The following is a 20,253-nucleotide window of genomic DNA, read 5'->3' as shown; positions in this document are numbered from 1 at the left end:
CGGTCATGGCGGCCCACCGGCCCCTCTGCCGATGCCACGGCCCGCGAGGCCGCAGGACGAGTGGTCGGTGTACCGGCTGACGGACGGGGCGCTGCGGGAGCTGGGGACGGGGGGTGTAGGAGGTCGGGTGGGGTGAGCCCTCTCAGGTGGCAGGAGCTGACGACGGCCTCAGGCCGTCCGGGCGTTCGGCGAATGCCTTCTCCGAGTCGACCTCGTAGCAGATGTTGACGCTCGAGTCCCCGAGAGTCGTGTCCACGAAGCGCTGGATGTCTTCGACGGACTGTGCCTCCCAGAGGCACGTCACGGCGGATCCTTCGACGTGCGGGTAGAACTGCAGCACCCGGGCGCCATCGGGTGCTCCGATGCCGTCGATGAGGGCCTGGCCGCGGGGAAATGCTGTCTCGGGTTCCAAGATCTTGTGCTGGGCCACGACGTACATGGGTCCTCCTCGTCCCTGCGCTGCGCCCCTTCGGCCGTGGGAGTCAGGCCGGCGGGGTCGGGTGGTAGAACTCCAGCGCGATGTTGTCCGGGTCCTTGAAGTTGAGGTGGAGTCCGGAAGGGTCCTCGACGATGCCGGAGTGGGTGATGTCCTGCTCGTCCAGTCGGGACTCCCAGGACTCCAACGTGGCCCGGTCGGCGACGTGGAAGGCGAAGTGGTCCAGGCCGACCCGTGCCGGGTCGAAGACGTCCGTCCGGGGCGTCGTCGCGTGGTTGCGGAAGCCGAGGACGAAGGCGGGGGAGGCGACGGCCATGAAGGGACCGAACTCGTCTTCCACATCGAGAACTGTCTGAGTGTCAAACAGGCGGTTGTAGAAGTCCGCGCTTCGTCTCACGTCGCTGACCGTCAGAGTGATGTGCCCGATTCCAGGGATTTCGGGCATTGACGTCACCTCCTCGCGGCGGTGCGCTCTGTGTTCCGATTCTACGCCGCGCGGTACTCCGTGTATGGTGCACGGTTCGCCGGGGCCTAGGGGATCAGGACCACCTTGCCGATCGTGCCCCGGGTTTCCAGGGCGTGGTGGGCCGCTGCCGCCTGGGCGAGGGGGAAGCGGTGGACCGCTGGGCGGAGGGTGCCGGTGGTGGCGGCGGTGAGGGCGGCGAGTTCGAGGGTGCGGATGTTGCCGCCCGCCTTCCGGAGCATCGCCGGGCCGAGGACCGACTCCGAGGTGATGCCCCGGGCGGCGAGTTCCTCGTCCGTGAAGGTGAGGGGTTCGCCGTCGGTGAGGCCCGTGCTCGACCAGCCGAAGACGATGTGCCGGCCGCCCTTGCCCAGGAGGTCGACCGCCGCGCGGCCTGTGTCGCCGCCGACCGAGTCGAAGACGACCGTGGCGGTGCGCGGGCCCAGGAAGGCGCGGACCTGCTCCGGCCAGTCCGGGAGCTTGTAGTCGACCGCGAGGTCCGCGCCGTTCTCCTTCACCCGGGCCGCCTTCTCCGGGCCGCCGGCGAGGCCGATGACCGTCGCGCCGGCGTTCTTCGCGTACTGGACGAGGAGGGTGCCGATGCCGCCCGCCGCAGCCGGGACGATCGCGATCGAGTCCGGGCCCAGGTCGGTGAACTGGAGGATGCCGAGCGTGGTGCGGCCCGTGCCGATCATCGCGACCGCCTCCGCCTCGCCGAGGTGGTCCGGCAGGGCGTGGAGCTTCGCGGCGTCCACCACGGCCAGCTCCGCGTAGCCCCCCGGCGCCATGCCCAGGTGGGCGACGACGCGACGTCCCAGCCAGGACTCGTCCGTGCCCTCGCCGAGGGCGTCCACCGTGCCCGCGACCTCGCGGCCGGGGATCGTGGGCAGTTCGGCGGGGGCGGGGAACGGTCCGGTCTGCCCCAGGCGCAGGGCGGTGTCGAGGAGGTGGACGCCTGCCGCGGCGACGGCGATCCGTACCTGGCCGGGGCCGGGGACCGGGTCCTCGACCTCCTCGTACGTGAGGTTCTCGGCCGGGCCGAAGGCGTGGAGGCGGATCGCGTGCATGGTGGGCTCCCCGAAGAGTCGGTGCGGTGACGGGTTACGGGTATGAGCTTTCAACCTCAAGTGGACTTGAGGTCAAGGGTCCTCGTCCGGAGCGCCATCGACACCGCCTCCACCGCGCTCGTGAACGACACCTCCGACAGCACCCCCGGCGCCGCGACCTGGTCGCCCACCAGGTAGACGCCGTCGCCGCGGTCGATCGCAGGCCGGTCGCGCCAGGTCGTGCCGGGGGCGTCGACCGCTCCCGTACGACCGTGGGAGACCGCCTCGCGGCGCCAGACCTCGCGCTCGCGCCAGCCGGGGAAACCGAGGTCCAGCAGGCGTTCGGCGTGGGCGACGCCGTCGGCCTTGGACGCGTCCGGGCCGATGGGGAGCTGGGCCTGGACCAGTTGCTCGCCGGCCGGGGCGAGGGACGGGTCCTGCGCGGTGAAGCGCTCGATCCAGCCGGGCGCGTCCAGGTCCGAGACGACGAACGGGTCGCCGTGGCCGGTACGCAGCGCCAGGTCGAACAGGACCGTGCGGCCGCTCTCCCCGCGCAGCGTCGCATCGCCGAGGAGCCCGGCCGCGGCCGCGAGTGAGGTCGCGACGACGACCGGGCCGTCGGCGAGCGGCAGTTCGCCGACGCGGGAGGAGGTCTCGATCCGTACGCCCAGCTCCCGCGCCCGGACGGCCATGCGGTCGATCAGCCGCCCCCAGCCGCCCCGGATGTAGTGCGCCTCGGGCGGCAGTGCGGCGGCCCGGTGCAGCCGTTCCTGCACGAAGCGGGCCGAGAGCGCGCCCGGGTCGTGGTGGAAGAGGGCGACACCGCTGTACGCGGCGGCCTGACGGGCCGCCTCGGGGCCGGCGACCCGCGTGGACCAGGTGAGGAAGTCGGTGTCGACGGGGGCCTGTTCGGGCTTACGGAGGGTGTGGCGCAGGAAGCCGAGCGGCGGGGTGCGGCGCAGCGTGCCGGCCCGGTGGATGCGGAAGCGGATGGCTTCGCGCGGCGGCAGGGGCGCGAGCGGGCCGAGGAGACCGCGCTGCTTGAGCCAGGTCCAGTGGGGGCCGCCGCTGTAGATCGCGTGGGGTCCCTCGTTGGTGCGGTACGGCCCCTCGGCGGTGCGGGCGCGGCCGCCGAGCGTGTGGTGCGCCTCGTGGAGGGTGACGCCCGCTCCGGCCTCGGCGGCGGTGATCGCCGCGGTGAGTCCGGCGAATCCGCCGCCGATGACGGTGATGTGGGTCCTGCTGTTCCGCTGCATTGCGCACTCCCTCGTGTCGGTTCCGCGTATGGGACGGCCGAGGGGGCGTCGGATGTGACATCGGGGCGTTGTCAGTGGCGTACGTCACGATGAGGGCATGGTGACGGGAAGGGAGGAGATCGCGGCTGAGCAGTGCGCGCGTCCGGGGGAGTACGTCAGGGGAGGCGGGGGAAGCGGGCCTGGAGGTCCCAGATCGCCGGGTTGTCGGCGAGGCCCTCGTGCATGTCGGTGAGGTCGGCGATCAGGTCGTGCAGGAAGTCGCGGGCCTCGCGGCGGAGTTCGGCGTGGCTGAAGGTGAGCGGGGGCTCGTCGCCCGGCATCCAGTCGGCCTCGACGTCCACCCAGCCGAAGCGGCGCTCGAAGAGCATGCGGTCCGAGGACTCGGTGAAGTCGAGCTCGGCGTACTGGGGCTGCGAGGAACGGCTGCCGCGCGGGTCGCGGTCCAGCTGCTCGACGATGTCGCACAGCGCCCACGCGAAGTCGAGTACCGGCACCCATCCCCAGGCTGTGGACACCTCACGGTCGGCCTCGGGGTCGGCGAGGTACACGTCCCCGCAGAACAGGTCGTGGCGCAGGGCGTGGACGTCCGCGCGGCGGTAGTCGGTCTGCGGGGGGTCGGGGAAGCGACGGGAGAGGGAGTAGCCGATGTCGAGCACGGAGACGATGGTCCCATGGGTGGGGTGGGACTCGGACCTACGGGCGGACTGCCCCGTCCCCGCGACCAGGGCGCCCCCTCAGCCCCGGGACCGTGCCTGCAGTGTGCTAGCCAGTTTTGGGCCCAGGCGGCGTTTCAGGTGGCGGAGGGGTTGGAGGGTGTTGGCCGCGCGGTCGAGGCGGTAGTAGAGCTGGGGTGGGATGTGGGGCAGGAGTGGGGAGTGGCGCTGGCCCAGGAGCGCGAACATCTGGGCCGGGGGCAGCCGCATGTAGCGGGGCAGGTTCTCGTACCACCGCGCGCTGTAGCGGGCCGCGCTCTGGGCCGGGAGGAGTTCCGCGCGCCGCCGCCTGCCGTAGCGGGCGAGCGCCGCGTCCAGGCCTCCGCCCGCGTCCAGGTCCCCGCCCCCGCGCAGGGCGTCCGCGAGGGCGAGGGCGTCCTCCAGGGCGAGTGTGGTGCCCGCGCCGATCGAGTAGTGGGTGGTGTGGGCGGCGTCGCCGAGCAGGACCAGGTTGTCGCGGTGCCAGACGCGGGTGGTCAGGGTACGGAAGTTCAGCCACTGCGCCCCCTCGTCGGCCTGCGCCCGGCCGATCAGAGCCTGCCCGTCGAGGAGGTCCGCGAAGAGCTTCTCCAGGAGGTTCAGCGTGTCCGCCTCCGACATCCCGTCCAGACCGAGCCCCGTCCACGTCTCCGGCGCGCACTCCACCACGCACGTGGACTGCTCGCCGCTGAACCCGTACGCGTAACACCAGATCCAGCCGTGCTCCGTCTCCTTGAAGGCGAAGCTGAAGGAGTCGAACACCTTGGCCGTGCCCAGCCAGATGTAGCGGTTGCGGCCGGTGGCGACCTCGGCGCCGAAGTGGCCCGCGTGCGCCTCGCGCAGCGCGCTGTTCACCCCGTCGGCCGCGACGACCAGGTCGGCGTCCGCCAGTTCCGGGGCGTCGGGGCCGGCGATCCCGTGCTCGAACTCGATACGGACGCCCAGCGCCTCGGCCCGCTCCGCGAGGAGGGCGAGCATCCGGCGCCGGCCGATGCCGAAGCCCTGGTCGCCGCGGTGCACGGTCCGCTCGTCGCGGACGATCGCGGCGCCGTCGGTCCAGCGGACGGAGGCCTCGTCGACGGCGCGCGCCGACTCCGGGTCGCCCGCCCGCAGCTTGTCCAGGAGCCCGGCCCAGTACGTCACGCCCCAGCCGTACGTGGAGCCGGCCGGGTTCCGCTCGTAGACGGTGATGTCGTGGGACGGGTCCTGCCGCTTCATCAGGATCGAGAAGTACAGGCCGGCGGGCCCGCCGCCGACGACGGTGATCTTCACGTACGCCCCCACGAGGAGATGACACAGTGCGCTGGAACGGCAACGCAGGGTAGCAGGACGCGCGTTGTGGGGAAGGGAAAAGCGGGGGCGGGACGCTCGGCCGGGTGAGCCCGGGTGAGCCGGGGTGAGGCCCCGGCTACGGCAGCAGGCGCTGTTCCTTCGCCACGGCGACCGCCCCCGCACGTGTGTCCACGCCGAGCTTCGCGTAGATCCGCCCCAGGTGTGTCTTCACGGTCGCCTCGCTGATGAAGAGCGCCCGGGCGATCTCGCGGTTGCCGAGGCCCTGCGCGAGCTGGCCGAGGATGTCCCGCTCGCGGTCGGTGAGGGTGGGCCCTGCGGCCCCCCGCATCCGGTCCATGACCCGGCTGGCGACCGGCGGCGACAGCGTCGTACGGCCCTGGGCGGCGGAGTGGATCGCCGCGAACAGCTCCTCGGGGCGCTCCGCCTTCAGCAGGTACCCGGTCGCGCCCGCCTCGATGGCGCGGGTGATGTCCGCGTCCGTGTCGTACGTCGTGAGGACCAGGACGTGCACATCGGGAGAGGCGATCCGGCGGGTCGCCTCCACGCCGTCGATCCCCGGCCCGAGCTGAAGGTCCATCAGGACCACGTCGGGCCGCAGCTTGGCGGCCAGCGCCACGGCCTCCTCGCCGCTGCCCGCCTCGCCGACGACCTCGATGTCGGGGGTGCTGCCGAGCAGCGCGAGCAGCCCGGCGCGTACGACGGCGTGGTCGTCGCACAGCAGGATCCGTACGGACATCAGGACTCCAGAGGCAGGGGGATCGCGGCGGAGAGCACCGTGCCCTCGCCCGGGGTGGACTCCACCGTCAGCGTGCCGCCGAGCTGGCGCACCCGCGCCCGCATCGCGGGCAGGCCGTGGCCGCGTACGCCCCCGGCCTCGCGCGGGGCGGACGGCTCGAAGCCGCGGCCGTCGTCGGCGATGTCGAGGACGACCTGGTCGTCGAGGTAGGTCAGGGTCAGGGCGGCGGAGGTGGCGTCGGCATGCTCGCGGACGTTCGCGAGCGCACCCTGCGCGATGCGCAGCAGCGCCGACTGCACGCGCTCGGGCAGCGGGACGGCCGCCCCGTCGACCCGGAACGCGGCCGACTCGCGCCCCGCCAGCATCCGCAGCGCCTCCTCCAGGCCGCCGCCCTCGGCGAGGTCGGCCGGGGCCAGGTCGTGGACGAAGCGGCGGGCCTCGGCGAGGTTGCGTTCGGCGATGGACTCGGCGGTACGGACATGGCGGCGGGCCGTCGACGGATCGCTGTCCCACGTGCGGTCGGCCGCCTGGAGCAGCATCTGCTGGCTGGACAGGCCCTGCGCCAGCGTGTCGTGGATCTCCATCGACAGCCGCTGGCGCTCGGCGAGCGTCCCCTCGCGGCGCTCGATCGCGGCCAGTTCGCGCCGGGTGCGGATCAGGTCGTCGATCAGCGCCCGCTGCCGCTCCGCCTGCCGCTGCGCGTGGACGAAGACGGCGGTGGCGATCGCGGCGACGGCCGGCGGGGCGAAGACGAGGTTGGGGTCGAAACCGCCGTCCGAGAGCTGGACCTGGGCGATGACGACGAAGGCGGTGAGGAGGGTGACGAGGACGAGGGCGGCGCGGGGTGGCAGCGTGCGCAGGCCGGTGTAGAAGAGCGGCACCGCGCACCAGGCGAAGCTCGGCGCGAGGACCACCAGGATCATCCACACCGCGACGACCGTGAACAGCCAGGCGATCCGGCGCGGGGTGGCGCGGGTGCCGAGCACGGGGCCGAGGAGGTAGAGGGCGGCGAGCGCGCCGGAGAGGGCGACGATCCAGGGGCTGCGGTCCTCCCACGGGTGCCGCAGCAGGAAGCGGACCAGAGACGCGCCGAGGAGGAGGAAGAAGGCGAGGTGCATGACCCGCGCCAGCCAGCGCGCGTCCGGGTCCTCGTCCGGGTCCTGCGCCATCACGTGCCTCTCCGAGGGGTCCTGCAGGGGGTCCTGTACGGGGTTCTGACCTGGGGATACGTATCCATCCTGGCCCACGAGGACCAGAGGGGCATCAACCGATCGGCTGACACCCCCGTCGTCCATCATGCGCGACGGCGGCAGCCGGTCCGTGGACCGTACGGGGCCGGAACCGGCCGGAGGATCGATGGCAGAGCCAAACCCCCGCCCGCCTCACCCTGGAGCCTTGTCATGAAGAAGATCCTGATCGGTGCCGCCACCGCCGCCGTCGTCGCCGCCGGAACCTTCGGTGCCGTCTCCGCGAGTGCCTCGTCCCCGGCCGCCGCCTCCGCCGCCGCCCCGGCCGCCGCGCCCGCCAAGAAGGCCGACGCGGGCGACGACAACCTGCGCCAGACCACCCACCTGACGATCGAGGCCGCCACCAAGGCCGCGCAGGCCACCCTGGACGCAGCCGAGAACGAGAACCAGCGCGTCTCGGTCGCGGTCGTCGACCGCAACGGCAACACCATCGTGACCTTGCGCGGCGACGGCGCGGGCCCGCAGTCCTACGAGTCGGCCGAGCGCAAGGCGTTCACCGCGGTCTCCTGGAACGCCCCGACCTCCGTCCTCGTGGGCCGCCTCGCCCAGGCCCCGAACCTGAAGGACATCCCCGGCACCCTCTTCCTCGGCGGCGGCGTCCCGGTGACCGTCAAGGGTGCGCCGATCGCCGGCATCGGTGTCGCCGGTGCGCCGAGCGGCGACCTGGACGAGAAGTTCGCCCAGGCGGGTGTCGCGGCGCTCGCCGAGTAAGCGGCACTCACCGAGTAGACGGAGTGAGGTGGCGCCCGGACACCCGCCGGGCGCCACGTGCCTAAGATCGGCGAGTGGAACCACGTACCCGCGCCGCCCTCGGAGCCGTCACCGCGCTGCTGCTCCTCGCCGGCTGCACCGGAACCGCCGCTGACGGCGGCGTCGACGTCGGTGGGGTGCGCGGCACCCCCGGCGCGGCCGGGCTGCGCGACCCGTACTTCCCCAAGCTTGGCAACGGCGGCTACGACGTCACCCACTACGCGCTCGACCTCCGCTACGACCCGAAGCGCGGCCGGCTCGACGCCACCGCCATGATCACGGCCCGCGCCACCCAGGACCTGAGCTCCTTCAACCTCGACCTCGCCGGGCTCACCGTCGCATCCGCCTCCGTTGACGACGCCCCGGCCGCCGTCAACCGGGCCGGGAACGAGCTGACGCTCCGGCCCCGCGAGGACATCGAGAAGGGCGAGGTCTTCCGTACGAAGGTGACGTACGCCGGCGAGCCGAGGACGATCACCGACGCGGACGGATCGAAGGAGGGCTGGCTGCCGACCGAGGACGGCGCGATCGCGCTCGGCCAGCCGACCGGCTCCATGGCCTGGTTCCCCGGCAACCACCACCCCGCCGACAAGGCGACGTACGACATCACCCTCACCGTCCCCGCCGGGACGCAGGCGCTCACCAACGGCGTACGGACCTCGGAGCGGACCGCGAACGGCCGGACCACGACCGTCTGGCACGTCGCCGAGCCGATGGCGAGCCATCTCGCGACCGTGGGCGTGGGCCGGTACGCGACGAAGGCCTCGGCGACCCCGTCCGGGCTGCCCGTGCTCACCGCCGCCGACCCGTCCGTCGCCGCGAAGAGCGGCCCGCTGCTGGCCCGTATCCCCGAACTCCTCGCCTGGCAGGAAGAGAACTTCGGCCCCTACCCCTTCTCCGCCGCGGGCGCGATCGTCGAGCGGACCGGGGACGCGGGCTACGCGCTCGAGACCCAGACCCGGCCGGTCTTCCCGCAGGACGCGTTCACGCCGGAGATCCTCGTGCACGAGCTGGCGCACCAGTGGTACGGCAACTCGGTCACGCCCGCCACCTGGAAGGACATCTGGCTCAGCGAGGGCTTCGCGGTGTACGCGGAGTGGCTGTACCTGGAGGACTTCGAGGACACCCCGGCGCAGCGCAGCTTCGAGGCGGCGTTCGCGGCCGACGCCAACTGGGCCTTCCCGCCCGCCGAACCGCCCACGGCGGAGAACCTCTTCGACCCGCCCGTGTACCAGCGGGGCGCGATGGTGGTGCACAAGATCCGGCAGGCGGTCGGCGACGAGACGTTCTACAAGATCCTGGCCGGCTGGCCCGCGACGCACCGTCACGGCAACGCCACCACCGACGACTTCACCGCCTACGTGGAAGACGTGGCGGGCGAGGACCTCGACGACGAGGTGTGGGACGTGTGGCTGTACGGGGACGGGAAGCCGGAGCGCCCGAACTAGAACCGCATCGCAACGGCAGAGCCCCGGCGCGGGCGTCGCGCCGGGGCTCTTTTGGGGTTCCGTACGTCAGCGTACGTACGTCAGAGGTTGACGCCGAAGTCGCGGGCGATGCCCTCCAGGCCGGAGGCGTAACCCTGGCCGACCGCGCGGAACTTCCACTCCGCGCCGTTGCGGTACAGCTCGCCGAAGACCATCGCGGTCTCGACGGCGGCGTCCTCGGAGAGGTCGTAGCGGGCGATCTCGGCGCCGCCGGCCTGGTTGATGATGCGGATGTACGCGTTCCGCACCTGGCCGAAGTTCTGCGAGCGGTTGACCGCGTCGTAGATGGAGACCGGGAAGACGATCTTGTCGACGTTCGGGGGCAGCGCGGCGAGGTTGACGTTGATCTGCTCGTCGTCGCCGCCGCCCTCGCCGGTGCGGTTGTCACCGGTGTGGACGATGGTCTGGTCCGGGGTGGACTTGTTGTTGAAGAAGACGAAGTGCGCGTCGGACGCGACCTTGCCCATGGTGTCGACACCGATGGCGGACGCGTCGAGGTCGAAGTCGGTACCGGTGGTCGTACGGACGTCCCAGCCGAGGCCCACGGTGACGGCGGTCAGGCCCGGAGCCTCCTTGGTCAGGGAGACGTTGCCGCCCTTGGACAGGCTTACAGCCATGGGAAGTCCCTTTCGTCGTGCTCTTCGTGATGTCGTCACCGGGGATAACGCGGACGGGGCCGCCCTGGTTCCAAAACAGGATGACGGGCAGGGCCCCTTCCGGGGAACATGGACGGCATGTCCGGTCCGTATTTCATCCGCGGCTCCGTCTCGCTGCCCGAGGCCGAGCTCATGTGGCGTTTCTCGCGGTCGTCGGGGCCGGGCGGGCAGCACGTCAACACGAGCGACTCCCAGGTGGAGCTCCGCTTCGACCTGGCGGCGACGGAGGCACTGCCCGAGGTCTGGAAGGCGCGCGCCCTCGAACGGCTGGCCTCGCGGATGGTCGGCGGGGTGGTGACGGTCCGCGCGTCGGAGCACCGCTCGCAGTGGCGCAACCGCGAGACGGCGGCGGTGCGCCTCGCGGCGCTGCTCGCGGAGGCGACGGCCCCGCCGCCGAAGCCGCGCCGGGCGACGAAGATCCCCCGGGGGATCAACGAGCGCCGGCTGCGGGTGAAGAAGCACCGCTCGGAGACGAAGCGCGGCCGCCAGGGCCGCGACTGGGGCTAGGGGTTTGGGCCCCCCGTGTGGGCAATCGTCCCGCTGGGGCGGGACGGGTGGGCACACGGGACGGCGCCCATGCGGGCGCGTTCCGCTCATGGGCCCGACCCGCACCCCGAGGCCGTTGCGCTGTACAGGGCCCTCGGGGCCGCCGGGCACAAGGGGCAGAGGCGCCTGCAAGGGCGCCGTTCCGTTGTGCCCACCCGTTCCGCCCCAGCGGAACGAATGCCCACAACGGGGTGGAGCCTCACGCCAGCCGGCGGTACTTCGCGCGGAAGTACGTCAGGGGGGCGTCCTCCGAGGAGCGGACGGACGACGTCAGGACGCGGGCCACGACCAGCGTGTGGTCGCCCGCCACCACGCGGTTCTCGGTCCGGCATTCGAGGGTCGCCAGCGCGCCGTCGATCAGCGGCGCCCCGCTCTCCTCGCCCCGAGTGAAGGGGATGTCCGCGAAGAGGAGGCGGTCGCTCACGCGGCCCTTCATCGCGAAGCGGCCCGCGACGTGCCGCTGGCTGTCGGCGAGGACGGAGACCGCCCAGACCGGGACCTCGGCCAGCAGGTCGTCCATGCGGGAGCCGTTGCGCAGGCTCACCAGGACCAGCGGGGGGTCCAGGGAGACCGACATGAACGCGGTCGCCGTCATACCGACGTCCTCGCCGCGCGGGCCGTCGTCCGGGTCATGGGCCGTCACCAGGACCACGCCCGCCGCGAGGCGGGACATCGCCGCCCGGAACTCGTCGTTGCTCACCCCCTCAGCATGAGGGATCTCCAGATCCGAGGTGGGGGGTGAGGCGTGGGTCGTCGTCAGCACACCCGCACGCTAGCTCCGCCCCAGGGCGCGTCACATCGGCCCCGGGAACCAGACCGGCCCCCTCGCCGGTCCTAGGACCCCGTCGCTTTCCCACGCTCCCTTTGCGTTCAAGAAAGACAGGATGCGCTTTCCGTCAGCCCCTCCATGCCTTCATCACCTGTTGTGACTTGAGTCACACAGCGCAGTATTTGTTGACCCTGTGTACCGGGTGCACAGCTCGCTGTGATTCAGTGGCGGAGACAGTGCAGCACGAGAGCCGATGAGAACCCTGGAGTTGCTGTCGAGGTCTCGGGGAGAGCGAGCGATGGAGACCGAGTCGGAGCCGTACGTCCGTCTTGCGACCCTGCGGCAGCTGCATCAGGTCGTGGCCGACCTCAATACAGCCCGCAGTCTGGCGGACACCCTGCAGACCGTCGCCGACGGCATCGTCGCCGGTCTCAACTATGAGCTGGCCTGCGTCAACCTCGTACGCCCCGACGGCGACCTCGTCGTCGCCGCCTTCGCCGGCAGCCCCGCCGCCGAAGCGCTGATCACCGGCCGTGTCGGCTCCCGCGAGTCCTGGGAACGCCGCCTCTCCATGGGTGTCGCCTGGGGTGACCTGCGGTTCATCCCGCACACCGAGGGCTGGGTCCTCATCGAGGACGACGTCCCCCAGTGGCACACCGAAGGCCCCGCCCCCCGCTTCGAGGACGAGTGGCACCCCCACGACCGCCTCTACGCCCCCATGTACGCCTCCGGTTCCAAACGGGAACTGCTCGGCGTCATCTCCGTCGACCGCCCGCGCAACGGTCGGCACCCCGGACCCTGGGGCCAGGAGGCCCTGCAGATGTACGCGTCCCAGTCGGCGATTGCGATCAGCAACGCCCGGCTGCGAGCAAACATGCAGCGCGCCCTCGTCCGCCTGGAGCGCGAACAGCAGGCGCTCCGCGCCAGTGAAGAGTCGTTCCGGCAGGCCTTCGAGTACGCCCCCTCCGGCATGGCCATCGCCGAGATGGGCGGCGACCAGCACGGCCGGCTCCTGCGCACCAACGACGCCCTGTGCCGCCTCCTCGGCCGGCCCGCCTCCGTCATGCGCCGCTACTCCTTCGCCGACCTCGTCCACCCCGAGGACATAGGGACCCTGCTGCGCACCTCCGCCGAGGGCGGCCGCGCCGAGCTGCGGCTCGGCCGCCGCGACGGCACGTACGTCTGGGTCTCCCTGCGCAACTCCGTCGTCGCCGACACCGCCGACGGCCCCCGCTTCCTCCTCACCCACGTCGAGGACATCGAGGAGCGCAAGCGCCACGAGCTCCAGCTCGCCCACCGCGCCTCGCACGACGCCCTCACCGGCCTCCCCAACAGCGCCGAGCTGCGCTCCCGGCTCAGCGCCCGTATCTGCGAGCGCCCGCACGCCGCCACCCCCGAGGCCGACTACGAGGCGCCGTACGGCCACGAGCACGGCTTCGGCTTCGACGCCGGGCCCGGTGCCGGCGGCCCGTACGACCACCACGTCCACAGCGTCGCCCCCGCCGGCGGCGACATCGACGACGGGACGAAGGGGCTCGCCGTCCTCTTCTGCGACCTCGACGGCTTCAAGTCCATCAACGACCGCTTCGGGCACCACACCGGCGACGCCGTCCTCATCGAGGTCGCCCGGCGGCTCACCACCGGCGTACGGGACGGGGACACCGTCGCCCGCCTCGGCGGCGACGAGTTCGTCGTCCTCGCCGACGGCCTCGGCGCCGCCGACGCCGCCGACCTCGCCGTACGGCTTCGCAACGCGATCATTCCGCCGATCCGGGTCGACGGGCGGGCGGTCAGGGTCGGGGCGAGTTTCGGCATCGGCTGGGCCGAGTGCGGCATGACCGTCGAAGAGGTCCTGAACTCCGCCGACCAGCGGATGTACGTCGAGAAGCGGTCCCGCGCCAAGGTCCACCGCCGCGCCGGATAGGGGCCTACGCCCCGCTTCCCTGTCAAGGGCCGGATCGTCGGCTTCCCCGTTCGGGGTAGGCTCGGCCGGTCGGCGACGGCTGGCGAGCATGGATAGGAGTGACCGGATGGCTGCCGGTAACGACGGCGCGAACGCGCCCGAAAACGACGATCCGTTCGGCTACCTGTACGCGGACGGCCAGGCGGCGGGCGCCCAGCCGCCCGGTCAGGCCGGTGGCTACGGCTACCCCGGACCGGCCGCGCAGCCGGGTGTGCCCCGGACCTCGTACAACCAGGTCAGGACGGTCGGCGAGCGCCAGTACGGCGGCGTTCCGCAGCAGCAGCCCTTCGGTGGCCAGCCGCAGTACGGCCAGCCGCACCCGCAGTACGCCGCACCGGAGACGTACCCCGGCGGCGCGCAGACCCGGCAGTCGCCGATCCCGGCCCAGCGCGGCGGTGGTGGCGGCCGAGGCCCGAACACGCGCGGTCTGCTGATCGGCGCGATCGCGGTCGTCGCGGTCGTCGTGATCGGTATCACTGCCGCCGTGATCACCAACAGCGGTGACGAGAACCCCGACGGCGGTGCCGCGGGCGGCAAGCCGACCGGCGGATCCTCGCAGGTCACCGAGGAGCCGAGCACCCAGCCCAGCCCCGATCAGACCCAGGCCGAGCTGCCGCAGCAGGACGCGGCCACGCTCAAGCTCGGCGGCACGGCGCTGCTCGCCAAGGACATCAAGGGCGCGGAGGGCGCGGACGGCGCCTACGTCACCGGCTTCAACGCGGTCGGCTCGTCGGTCACCTGGCAGACGGAGGTGCCCGAGGAGGGCACGTACCGGATGTACGTGCGCTACGCGATCCCGGCCAAGGACGCCAACGCCACCGTGACCGTCAACGGCAAGGCGAACACGGGTCCGATGAACCTGAAGAACTTCATCAACTCCTCGGACCCGAACCTGGAGAAGAACTGGCAGACCACGTGGTCGCAGGTCTCACTCCAGAAGGGCCAGAACACGATCATGCTCTCCTGCGAGCAGGGGAACCAGTGCGACGTGATCTTCGACTGGGTGAAGATCAGCGAGGGTGAGCTCTGAGCCGTACGGCTCATGTGACAGGCCCCGTGGAACCAGCCGGTTCCGCGGGGCTTCTGCTATGCCGCCTCGGCCTGCTCCGTCACCGTCACGCGCGGGAGCAGCTGCTCGTACGCCTCGCGGTCGAACTCGCCGGCCACCGGGGAAAGCACCGTCGCCGCCGAGAGGGCGACCGCGCGGGTCAGGCGGGACGGCCAGGGGAGGTTGTCGACCAGGGCTGACAGGAGGCCCGCCACGGCCGAGTCGCCGGCGCCGGTGGGGTTGCCCTTGACCGCGGCCGGCGGGGCCGCGCGCCACAGGCCGTCCGGGGTTGCGGCCAGCATGCCTTCCGGGCCCAGCGAGGAGACCACCGCGTGCGCGCCGCGGCGGCGGGCGTCGCGGGTGGCGCGGTGCGGTTCGCGGGAGCCGGTGAGCTGGGCGAGCTCGTCGGCGTTCGGCTTGACCACGTCCGGGCGGGCCGCGATGCCGCGCCGCAGGGGTTCGCCGCTGGTGTCGAGCAGGACCGGGACGCCGGCGGTGCGGGCGAGCCGGATCAGTTCCGCGTACGCGCCGACGTGGATGCCCGGCGGCAGGCTGCCGCACAGCGCCACCGCTTCGGCGCCGGCGAGGAGTTCGGTGTAGCGGGCGGTGAGCGCCGACCATTCGGTGGGGCGGATCGGCGGGCCCGGCTCGTTCAGCTGCGTGGTGTCGCCGGTCGCGGCGTCGACGACCGCGACGGTACGGCGGGTGGGGCCCGCGGACTCGACCAGTTCGTCGACGACGGCGCTCGGCGCCAGGTGGGCGCGGAGGACCTCGCCCGTGGCGCCGCCCGCGAAGCCCGTCACGACCGTCTCGTAACCGAGGGCCGCGAGGACGCGGGCGACGTTGAGGCCCTTGCCGCCGGGGCGTTCGATGACCTGGGTGACGCGGTGGGAGGCGTGCGGGGTGAGGGCGGGGACCCGGTAGGTGAGGTCCAGTGCCGTGTTGAGGGTGACCGTGAGAATCACCTGCCGTGCCCCCGTTCCTGGAACAGCCGTCAGCGCGTCCCGATCATGCCAAACAGACGGCGGTTGGCCCAGTCCCCCGGCCCGCTCAGGTCAGTCGGGGTTCCACCACCCAGGTGCCCTTGCGCATCACGCCCTTGACGTCGAAGTCCTCGTCCAGCACGACGAGGTCGGCGTCCTTGCCGGGCTCGAGGGATCCGACACGGTCGTCGATGCCAAGCACGCGCGCCGGGGTGGCCGAGATGGCCTGGACCACGGATTCGACGGGCAGCCCGTCGATGGTCACGGCCCGCTTGAACGCGCGGTCCAGGGTGAGGGTCGAGCCCGCGATGGAGCCGCCCTCGACCAGCCGCGCGACGCCGTCCTTCACCTCGACGGCCAGCGTGCCGAGGTCGTACATGCCGTCGCCGAACCCGGCCGCGTCCATCGCGTCCGTGATGAACGCGACCCGCCGCGGCCCTGCGTGATGGAACGCCAGCTCAAGCGCGGCCGGGTGCAGATGCGTGCCGTCGTTGATCAGCTCGACCGTGATCCGCTCGTCCTCCAGGAGCGCGGCGATCGGGCCGGGGGCACGGTGACCGAGGCCGGGCATCGCGTTGTAGAGGTGGGTCGCCACGGTGGCGCCCGCGTCGATGGCCTCGACGGTCTGCTCGTACGTCGCGTCGGTGTGGCCGATGGCGGCGATCACGCCGTGTTCGGCGAGCAGCCGTACGGAGTCGATGCCGCCGGGCAGTTCGGTCGCGAGGGTGACCATCCGGGCCTGGCCGCGGGCGGCGTCGATCAGCTTGCGGACCTCGGCCGGGTCGGGGTCGCGCAGCAGCGTCTCGTCGTGCGCGCCCTTGCGGCACGGGGAGATGAACGGGCCCTCGAAGTGGATGCCGGCGATGTCGCCCTGCTCGGCGAGTTCGGAGAGGAATCCGGCCCGCTGGGTGAGGAAGTCCATCTCGCCGGTGACGAAGGAGGCGACAGTGGTGGTGGTGCCGTGCAGGCGGTGGGTGTGGACGCCCTTGAGGATCTCGTCCACTCCGCCGGAGGTGAAGGAGGCTCCGCCGCCGCCGTGGTTGTGCATGTCGACGAAGCCGGGGACGACCCAGTGGCCCGTGAGGTCGAGCGAGGGCGCGTCGGCGGGCGCGGCGCCCGCGATACGACCGCCGTCGACGATCACCCGTCCGTTCTCGACGATGCCGGTCGGCAGCACCACACGGGCACCGGCGAGAACTGTGGAAACGGCCATCAGGCGGATACCTCCGAGTCGGGGGAGTCGAGGGAGAGCAGGTCCCAGGCGAGGAGGCCCGCGCCCAGGCATCCGGCGGTGTCCCCGAGGGCCGCGGGGACGACGGCGGGCAGCTTCTGGAACGTGACGCGTTCCTCCACCGCGGCGCGCAGTGGTGTGAACAAGGTTTCCCCCGCCTCGGCGAGACCGCCACCGATGATGAGCGTGCGGGGGTCCAGCAGGGTGAGCGCCGTGACCAGGCCGTCCGCGAGCGCGTCGACGGCCTCCTGCCAGACCCGTACGGCCCTGGCGTCGCCGGACTCGACGGCCTTGGCGCAGTCGGCGGCGTCCGCGTCCGGGTCGCCGGAGGCGGCGGCCCAGGCGAGGGAGACGGCGGAGGCGGAGGCGTACCGCTCCAGGCAGCCGCGCTGGCCGCAGCCGCACTCCGTACCGCCGGGGCGGACGACGATGTGGCCGATCTCGCCGGCGTAGCCGTGGGCGCCCGCCTCGATGGTGCCGCCGATGCCGATGGCGCCGGCGATCCCGGTGCCCAGCGGCACGAAGAGGAAGCGGTCGGCTCCGTTCCCGGCGCCGATGCGGCCCTCGGCGAGGCCGCCGGTGCGGACGTCGTGGCCGAGGGCGACGGGGATGCCGTCGAGGCGCTCGCTGAGCAGGGTGCGCATCGGGACGTCGCGCCAGCCGAGGTTGGCGGCGTAGACGGCGATGCCGTTCTCGGCGTCGACGATGCCGGGGACGGCTACTCCGGCGGCCGCGGCGGGCTGTCCGTACCGCTCCAGGCCGTACGCGCGCAGCTCGGCGGCGAAGCCGAGGATGGTCTCGACCACGGCCTCGGGGCCGCGCTCGCGCCCTGTGGCGCGCCGTGCCTCGTGGAGGAGGGTGCCGTCCGCCCCGACGAGGGCGGCCTTCATGCCGGTGCCGCCCACATCGAGGGCGATGACGTGTCTCACGGGAACAGTCTCGCTGCGCTTGCGCGAAAGGTCTAGTCCACTCGCCGATATTGTTGCGCGTGGATACAAATGCGGGTCGTGGATATGGCCGTCGCCGAGGGGCTCCCTGAGTGGTTTAGACCTTATGCTTCCTCCTCTGTGAAAATCACAGCTCAACGACGAGCAAGAGGGTGGGGCAACGCTGTGCAGCGGCGATTTCCTGGACTGACCGCGACGATCGCCGCGCTGGGCCTGACCGCAGGTCTCGCCGGCTGTGGACTCACCGGCGACGACTCCGGCGACGTGACCCTGAAGCTGGTCGCCGCCGACTACGACCTGAACGGCGGCGACACCACCAAGAAGTACTGGGACGCGCTCACCGCCGCCTACGAGGCCAAGCACCCCGGCGTCCAGGTCGAGGTCCAGATCGAGTCCTGGAACGACGTCGACCGCAAGGTCGCCGAGCTGGTCAAGGCCGACCAGGCCCCCGACATCGCCCAGATCGGCGCCTACGCCGACTACGCGGCCGCCGGCGAGCTCTACTCCGCCGACGAGCTGCTCTCCATACCCGTCCAGGCGAACTTCCTCGCCCCCCTCGCCTCCGCCGGCGAGCACAAGCGCACCCAGTACGGCCTGCCGTTCGTCGCCTCCACCCGGCTGCTCTTCTTCAACCAGGACCTCTTCGACCGGGCCGGGATCAGCAAGCCGCCCGCCACCTGGGACGAGCTGGCCGCCGCGGCCGAGAAGCTGAAGAACGAAGACGTGACGTACCCCTTCGCGCTGCCGCTCGGGCCGGAGGAGGCGCAGGCCGAGACGATGATGTGGCTGCTCAGCGGCGGCGACGGCTACACCGACGGCACCGACCGCTACCGGATCGACTCCGAGCAGAACGTCAAGACGTTCGACTGGCTGAAGACGAACCTGGTCCAGAAGAAGCTCACCGGCCCCGTCGCCCCCGGCAAGCTCAACCGCAAGGACGCCTTCGCCGCCTTTACGCGCGGCGAGGTCGGCATGCTCAACGGCCACCCCTCGCTCATGCAGGAGGCCGAGAAGAAGGGCGTCAAGGTCGGCAAGGTCGCGCTGCCGGGCGCGACCGGCAGGGCCAAGTCGTCCATGGGCGTCGCCGACTGGATCATGGGCTTCAAGCAGAACGGCCACCGCGAGGAGATCGGCGACTTCCTCGACTTCGTCTTCAGCGACGAGAACGTGCTGAGGTTCGCCGGCGACAACGACCTGCTGCCGGTGACCGTCAGCGCGTCCTCCCGTATGAGGAGCGAGGAGGAGCACAAGAACCTGCGCGAGTTCCTCACGGAGCTGCCGAACGCGCAGCTCCCGCCGGTCGGCAAGACCTCCTGGGCCCAGGTCAGCGACAACATCAAGCAGAACATCGGCAAGGCCGTGGCCCCGGGCGCCAAGCCCTCCGAGGTCCTGGGGGAGATCGCGCGTGAGGCGACGGCGGCCGAGAGCGCGGAGTAATAGGTTGTTCGTATGACCGACACGAGCGACTTCGGACTCGGCGAACGGGAGCGGGCCGTACTCGCTCTCGAACGCCGCTCCTGGCCCGGCCCCGGCGCCAAGGAGCGGGCCGTGCGCGAGCAGCTCGGCCTGTCCGCGACGCGCTACTACCAGCTCCTCAACGCCCTCCTCGACGACCCGCGCGCCCTGGAACACGACCCGGTGACCGTCAACCGGCTGCGCCGGGTCCGTGCGGAGAAGGAGCAGCGCCGCTGAGCCCGCGTCGGTAGGGTCGTCGTTATGGTCAGCAGCCTTCCGCACCCGACCACATCCGCAGGCCGCGACGGCCTGGCCGCGCTTCTCGCGCGGCCGGAGAAGGCCGTCGTCGCCCTCGACTTCGACGGGACGCTCGCCGAGATCGTCCCCGACCCCGAGCAGGCGCGCGCCCACCCCGGTGCCGTCCCCGCGCTCTCCGCCCTCGCCCCGAGGATCGCCTCCGTCGCGGTGGTGACCGGCCGGCCGGCGGGCGTGGCGGTGCGGTACGGCGGTTTCGCCGGCGTCCCGGGCCTCGAACACCTCGTCGTCCTCGGCCACTACGGCGCGGAGCGCTGGGACGCGCGCACCGGCACCGTCAAGGCCTCCGCCGTCCACCCGGGCGTGGCCTCCGTGCGCGCCGAACTCCCCGGCTTTCTGGAGAGCGTCGGCGCCTGGCCGGGCACCTGGATCGAGGAGAAGGGCCGCGCGGTCGCCGTCCACACCCGCCGCTCCACCGACCCGCAGGCGGCCTTCGAGGCGCTGAAGGCCCCGCTCGCCGGCCTCGCCGCCCGCCACGGCCTGGTCCTCGAACCCGGCCGCATGGTCCTCGAACTGCGCCCCCCGGGCATGGACAAGGGCGTGGCGCTCGCGGAGTACGTACGGGAGGTGGGCGCCGGGTCCGTCCTGTACGCGGGCGACGACCTGGGCGACCTGCCGGCCTTCGCGGCCGTGGAGAAGCTCCGCTCGGACGGCACCCCGGGCCTGCTGGTGTGCAGCGGCTCCACAGAGGTCCAGGAGCTGTCCGACCGCGCCGACCTGTCGGTCGCGGGCCCGCCGGGGGTGGTGCGGTTCCTGACGGAACTGGCGGAGGCGGTACGGGAGGCCTGAGGCCGGCTCCTGACGAACTGGCGAGGGCGGTACGGGAGGCCCGCTGAGGGACCGCCCGTACCGCCCGCCCTACACGATCAGTGCGCGGCCGGGTTGACCACGCTGATCGTCAGGTCGTCACCGGCGTCCCCGGTGACCGTGACCT

21 protein-coding genes are annotated in these 20,253 nt (G+C 72.2%); 8 read left to right on the top strand and 13 right to left on the bottom strand.

From position 1 onward, the window contains the following. Positions 1-142 precede the first annotated feature (142 nt). From ACZ4VI_RS06030 to ACZ4VI_RS05995, 8 genes are all read right to left on the bottom strand, one after another. A complete protein-coding gene (locus ACZ4VI_RS06030; RefSeq protein ID WP_467997033.1) occupies positions 143-439 on the bottom strand; it encodes a hypothetical protein in 297 nt (98 codons plus the stop codon). A 43-nt stretch (positions 440-482) separates the two neighbouring features. Continuing rightward, positions 483-881: a VOC family protein gene (locus tag ACZ4VI_RS06025; RefSeq protein ID WP_467997031.1), complete on the bottom strand. Its 399-nt coding sequence runs from the start codon at positions 879-881 to the stop codon at positions 483-485. Between the two features lie 86 nt (positions 882-967). Next, positions 968-1,966 (bottom strand): zinc-binding dehydrogenase, encoded by a 999-nt coding sequence (locus ACZ4VI_RS06020; protein WP_467997029.1) that lies wholly within the window; start codon positions 1,964-1,966, stop codon positions 968-970. A 56-nt stretch (positions 1,967-2,022) separates the two neighbouring features. Further along, the gene (locus ACZ4VI_RS06015) at positions 2,023-3,201 is read right to left on the bottom strand and encodes an NAD(P)-binding protein (RefSeq protein ID WP_467997027.1); all 1,179 of its coding nucleotides are present in this window, start codon (positions 3,199-3,201) and stop codon (positions 2,023-2,025) included. A 155-nt stretch (positions 3,202-3,356) separates the two neighbouring features. Continuing rightward, positions 3,357-3,857, bottom strand: a complete 501-nt coding sequence (locus ACZ4VI_RS06010) for a hypothetical protein (protein WP_467997025.1) — start codon at positions 3,855-3,857, stop codon at positions 3,357-3,359. A gap of 78 nt (positions 3,858-3,935) precedes the next feature. Then, positions 3,936-5,165, bottom strand: coding sequence for an FAD-dependent monooxygenase (locus ACZ4VI_RS06005; protein ID WP_467997279.1), 1,230 nt, complete (start codon positions 5,163-5,165; stop codon positions 3,936-3,938). 136 nt (positions 5,166-5,301) lie between these two features. Beyond that, positions 5,302-5,922, bottom strand: a complete 621-nt coding sequence (locus tag ACZ4VI_RS06000; RefSeq protein ID WP_467997023.1) for a response regulator — start codon at positions 5,920-5,922, stop codon at positions 5,302-5,304. Then, a complete protein-coding gene (locus tag ACZ4VI_RS05995; RefSeq protein WP_467997022.1) occupies positions 5,922-7,091 on the bottom strand; it encodes a sensor histidine kinase in 1,170 nt (389 codons plus the stop codon). Before ACZ4VI_RS05995 ends, ACZ4VI_RS06000 begins: the two co-directional genes overlap by 1 nt. 231 nt (positions 7,092-7,322) lie before the next feature. Here ACZ4VI_RS05995 and ACZ4VI_RS05990 point away from each other — a divergent pair, with 231 nt between their 5' ends. Both ACZ4VI_RS05990 and ACZ4VI_RS05985 read left to right on the top strand, forming a co-directional pair. Further along, entirely contained in the window at positions 7,323-7,880 is a 558-nt protein-coding gene (locus tag ACZ4VI_RS05990) for a GlcG/HbpS family heme-binding protein (protein ID WP_467997020.1), read from the top strand. A gap of 74 nt (positions 7,881-7,954) precedes the next feature. Next, positions 7,955-9,367, top strand: coding sequence for a M1 family metallopeptidase (locus ACZ4VI_RS05985; RefSeq protein ID WP_467997019.1), 1,413 nt, complete (start codon positions 7,955-7,957; stop codon positions 9,365-9,367). Positions 9,368-9,447: 80 nt separating this feature from the next. Here the strand turns inward: ACZ4VI_RS05985 and ACZ4VI_RS05980 are convergent, their stop codons facing one another. Beyond that, positions 9,448-10,023, bottom strand: a complete 576-nt coding sequence (locus ACZ4VI_RS05980; RefSeq protein WP_467997017.1) for a TerD family protein — start codon at positions 10,021-10,023, stop codon at positions 9,448-9,450. Positions 10,024-10,131: 108 nt separating this feature from the next. Here ACZ4VI_RS05980 and arfB point away from each other — a divergent pair, with 108 nt between their 5' ends. Next, a complete protein-coding gene (gene arfB, locus ACZ4VI_RS05975; protein WP_467997015.1) occupies positions 10,132-10,569 on the top strand; it encodes an alternative ribosome rescue aminoacyl-tRNA hydrolase ArfB in 438 nt (145 codons plus the stop codon). Positions 10,570-10,807: 238 nt separating this feature from the next. Here arfB and ACZ4VI_RS05970 read toward each other — a convergent pair whose 3' ends face one another. Further along, positions 10,808-11,371, bottom strand: a complete 564-nt coding sequence (locus ACZ4VI_RS05970; RefSeq protein ID WP_467997014.1) for a flavin reductase family protein — start codon at positions 11,369-11,371, stop codon at positions 10,808-10,810. A gap of 304 nt (positions 11,372-11,675) precedes the next feature. On the opposite strand from ACZ4VI_RS05970, the gene cdgB reads away from it, so the two are divergent. Together cdgB and ACZ4VI_RS05960 are read left to right on the top strand one after the other, a co-directional pair. Further along, positions 11,676-13,301: a diguanylate cyclase CdgB gene (cdgB, locus tag ACZ4VI_RS05965; RefSeq protein ID WP_467997012.1), complete on the top strand. Its 1,626-nt coding sequence runs from the start codon at positions 11,676-11,678 to the stop codon at positions 13,299-13,301. 106 nt (positions 13,302-13,407) lie between these two features. Next, the gene (locus ACZ4VI_RS05960) at positions 13,408-14,370 is read left to right on the top strand and encodes a CBM35 domain-containing protein (RefSeq protein ID WP_467997011.1); all 963 of its coding nucleotides are present in this window, start codon (positions 13,408-13,410) and stop codon (positions 14,368-14,370) included. A gap of 56 nt (positions 14,371-14,426) precedes the next feature. Here the strand turns inward: ACZ4VI_RS05960 and ACZ4VI_RS05955 are convergent, their stop codons facing one another. From ACZ4VI_RS05955 to ACZ4VI_RS05945, 3 genes are all read right to left on the bottom strand, one after another. Next, the gene (locus ACZ4VI_RS05955; RefSeq protein ID WP_467997009.1) at positions 14,427-15,353 is read right to left on the bottom strand and encodes a 1-phosphofructokinase family hexose kinase; all 927 of its coding nucleotides are present in this window, start codon (positions 15,351-15,353) and stop codon (positions 14,427-14,429) included. An 85-nt stretch (positions 15,354-15,438) separates the two neighbouring features. Continuing rightward, positions 15,439-16,584, bottom strand: a complete 1,146-nt coding sequence (gene nagA / locus ACZ4VI_RS05950; RefSeq protein ID WP_467997008.1) for an N-acetylglucosamine-6-phosphate deacetylase — start codon at positions 16,582-16,584, stop codon at positions 15,439-15,441. Then, positions 16,584-17,531: an ROK family protein gene (locus ACZ4VI_RS05945; RefSeq protein ID WP_467997006.1), complete on the bottom strand. Its 948-nt coding sequence runs from the start codon at positions 17,529-17,531 to the stop codon at positions 16,584-16,586. Before ACZ4VI_RS05945 ends, nagA begins: the two co-directional genes overlap by 1 nt. Before the next feature lie 183 nt (positions 17,532-17,714). Between ACZ4VI_RS05945 and ACZ4VI_RS05940 the strand changes: the two genes are divergently transcribed. From ACZ4VI_RS05940 to otsB, 3 genes are read left to right on the top strand one after another with little or no spacing between them, the layout of a single operon-like run. Then, positions 17,715-18,986, top strand: coding sequence for an ABC transporter substrate-binding protein (locus ACZ4VI_RS05940; protein ID WP_467997004.1), 1,272 nt, complete (start codon positions 17,715-17,717; stop codon positions 18,984-18,986). A gap of 12 nt (positions 18,987-18,998) precedes the next feature. Then, positions 18,999-19,241, top strand: coding sequence for a DUF3263 domain-containing protein (locus tag ACZ4VI_RS05935; RefSeq protein ID WP_467997003.1), 243 nt, complete (start codon positions 18,999-19,001; stop codon positions 19,239-19,241). A 24-nt stretch (positions 19,242-19,265) separates the two neighbouring features. Next, a complete protein-coding gene (gene otsB / locus ACZ4VI_RS05930) occupies positions 19,266-20,108 on the top strand; it encodes a trehalose-phosphatase (RefSeq protein ID WP_467997001.1) in 843 nt (280 codons plus the stop codon). Positions 20,109-20,253 lie beyond the last annotated feature (145 nt).

This window comes from Streptomyces sp. NPDC029169 (assembly GCF_055563935.1).
This window is presented reverse-complemented; position numbering and strand designations above follow the sequence as displayed.

Bases quoted from the DNA above. Each gene is read 5' to 3' on its own strand.
- ACZ4VI_RS06015 (WP_467997027.1), bottom strand. From the start codon at position 3,201: ATGCAGCGGAACAGCAGGACCCACATCACCGTCATCGGCGGCGGATTC.
- otsB (WP_467997001.1), top strand. From the start codon at position 19,266: ATGGTCAGCAGCCTTCCGCACCCGACCACATCCGCAGGCCGCGACGGC.
- ACZ4VI_RS05960 (WP_467997011.1), top strand. From the start codon at position 13,408: ATGGCTGCCGGTAACGACGGCGCGAACGCGCCCGAAAACGACGATCCG.
- ACZ4VI_RS05995 (WP_467997022.1), bottom strand. From the start codon at position 7,091: ATGGCGCAGGACCCGGACGAGGACCCGGACGCGCGCTGGCTGGCGCGG.
- ACZ4VI_RS05980 (WP_467997017.1), bottom strand. From the start codon at position 10,023: ATGGCTGTAAGCCTGTCCAAGGGCGGCAACGTCTCCCTGACCAAGGAG.
- cdgB (WP_467997012.1), top strand. From the start codon at position 11,676: ATGGAGACCGAGTCGGAGCCGTACGTCCGTCTTGCGACCCTGCGGCAG.
- ACZ4VI_RS06030 (WP_467997033.1), bottom strand. From the start codon at position 439: ATGTACGTCGTGGCCCAGCACAAGATCTTGGAACCCGAGACAGCATTT.
- ACZ4VI_RS06020 (WP_467997029.1), bottom strand. From the start codon at position 1,966: ATGCACGCGATCCGCCTCCACGCCTTCGGCCCGGCCGAGAACCTCACG.
- arfB (WP_467997015.1), top strand. From the start codon at position 10,132: ATGGACGGCATGTCCGGTCCGTATTTCATCCGCGGCTCCGTCTCGCTG.
- ACZ4VI_RS06025 (WP_467997031.1), bottom strand. From the start codon at position 881: ATGCCCGAAATCCCTGGAATCGGGCACATCACTCTGACGGTCAGCGAC.
- ACZ4VI_RS05935 (WP_467997003.1), top strand. From the start codon at position 18,999: ATGACCGACACGAGCGACTTCGGACTCGGCGAACGGGAGCGGGCCGTA.
- nagA (WP_467997008.1), bottom strand. From the start codon at position 16,584: ATGGCCGTTTCCACAGTTCTCGCCGGTGCCCGTGTGGTGCTGCCGACC.
- ACZ4VI_RS06000 (WP_467997023.1), bottom strand. From the start codon at position 5,922: ATGTCCGTACGGATCCTGCTGTGCGACGACCACGCCGTCGTACGCGCC.
- ACZ4VI_RS05990 (WP_467997020.1), top strand. From the start codon at position 7,323: ATGAAGAAGATCCTGATCGGTGCCGCCACCGCCGCCGTCGTCGCCGCC.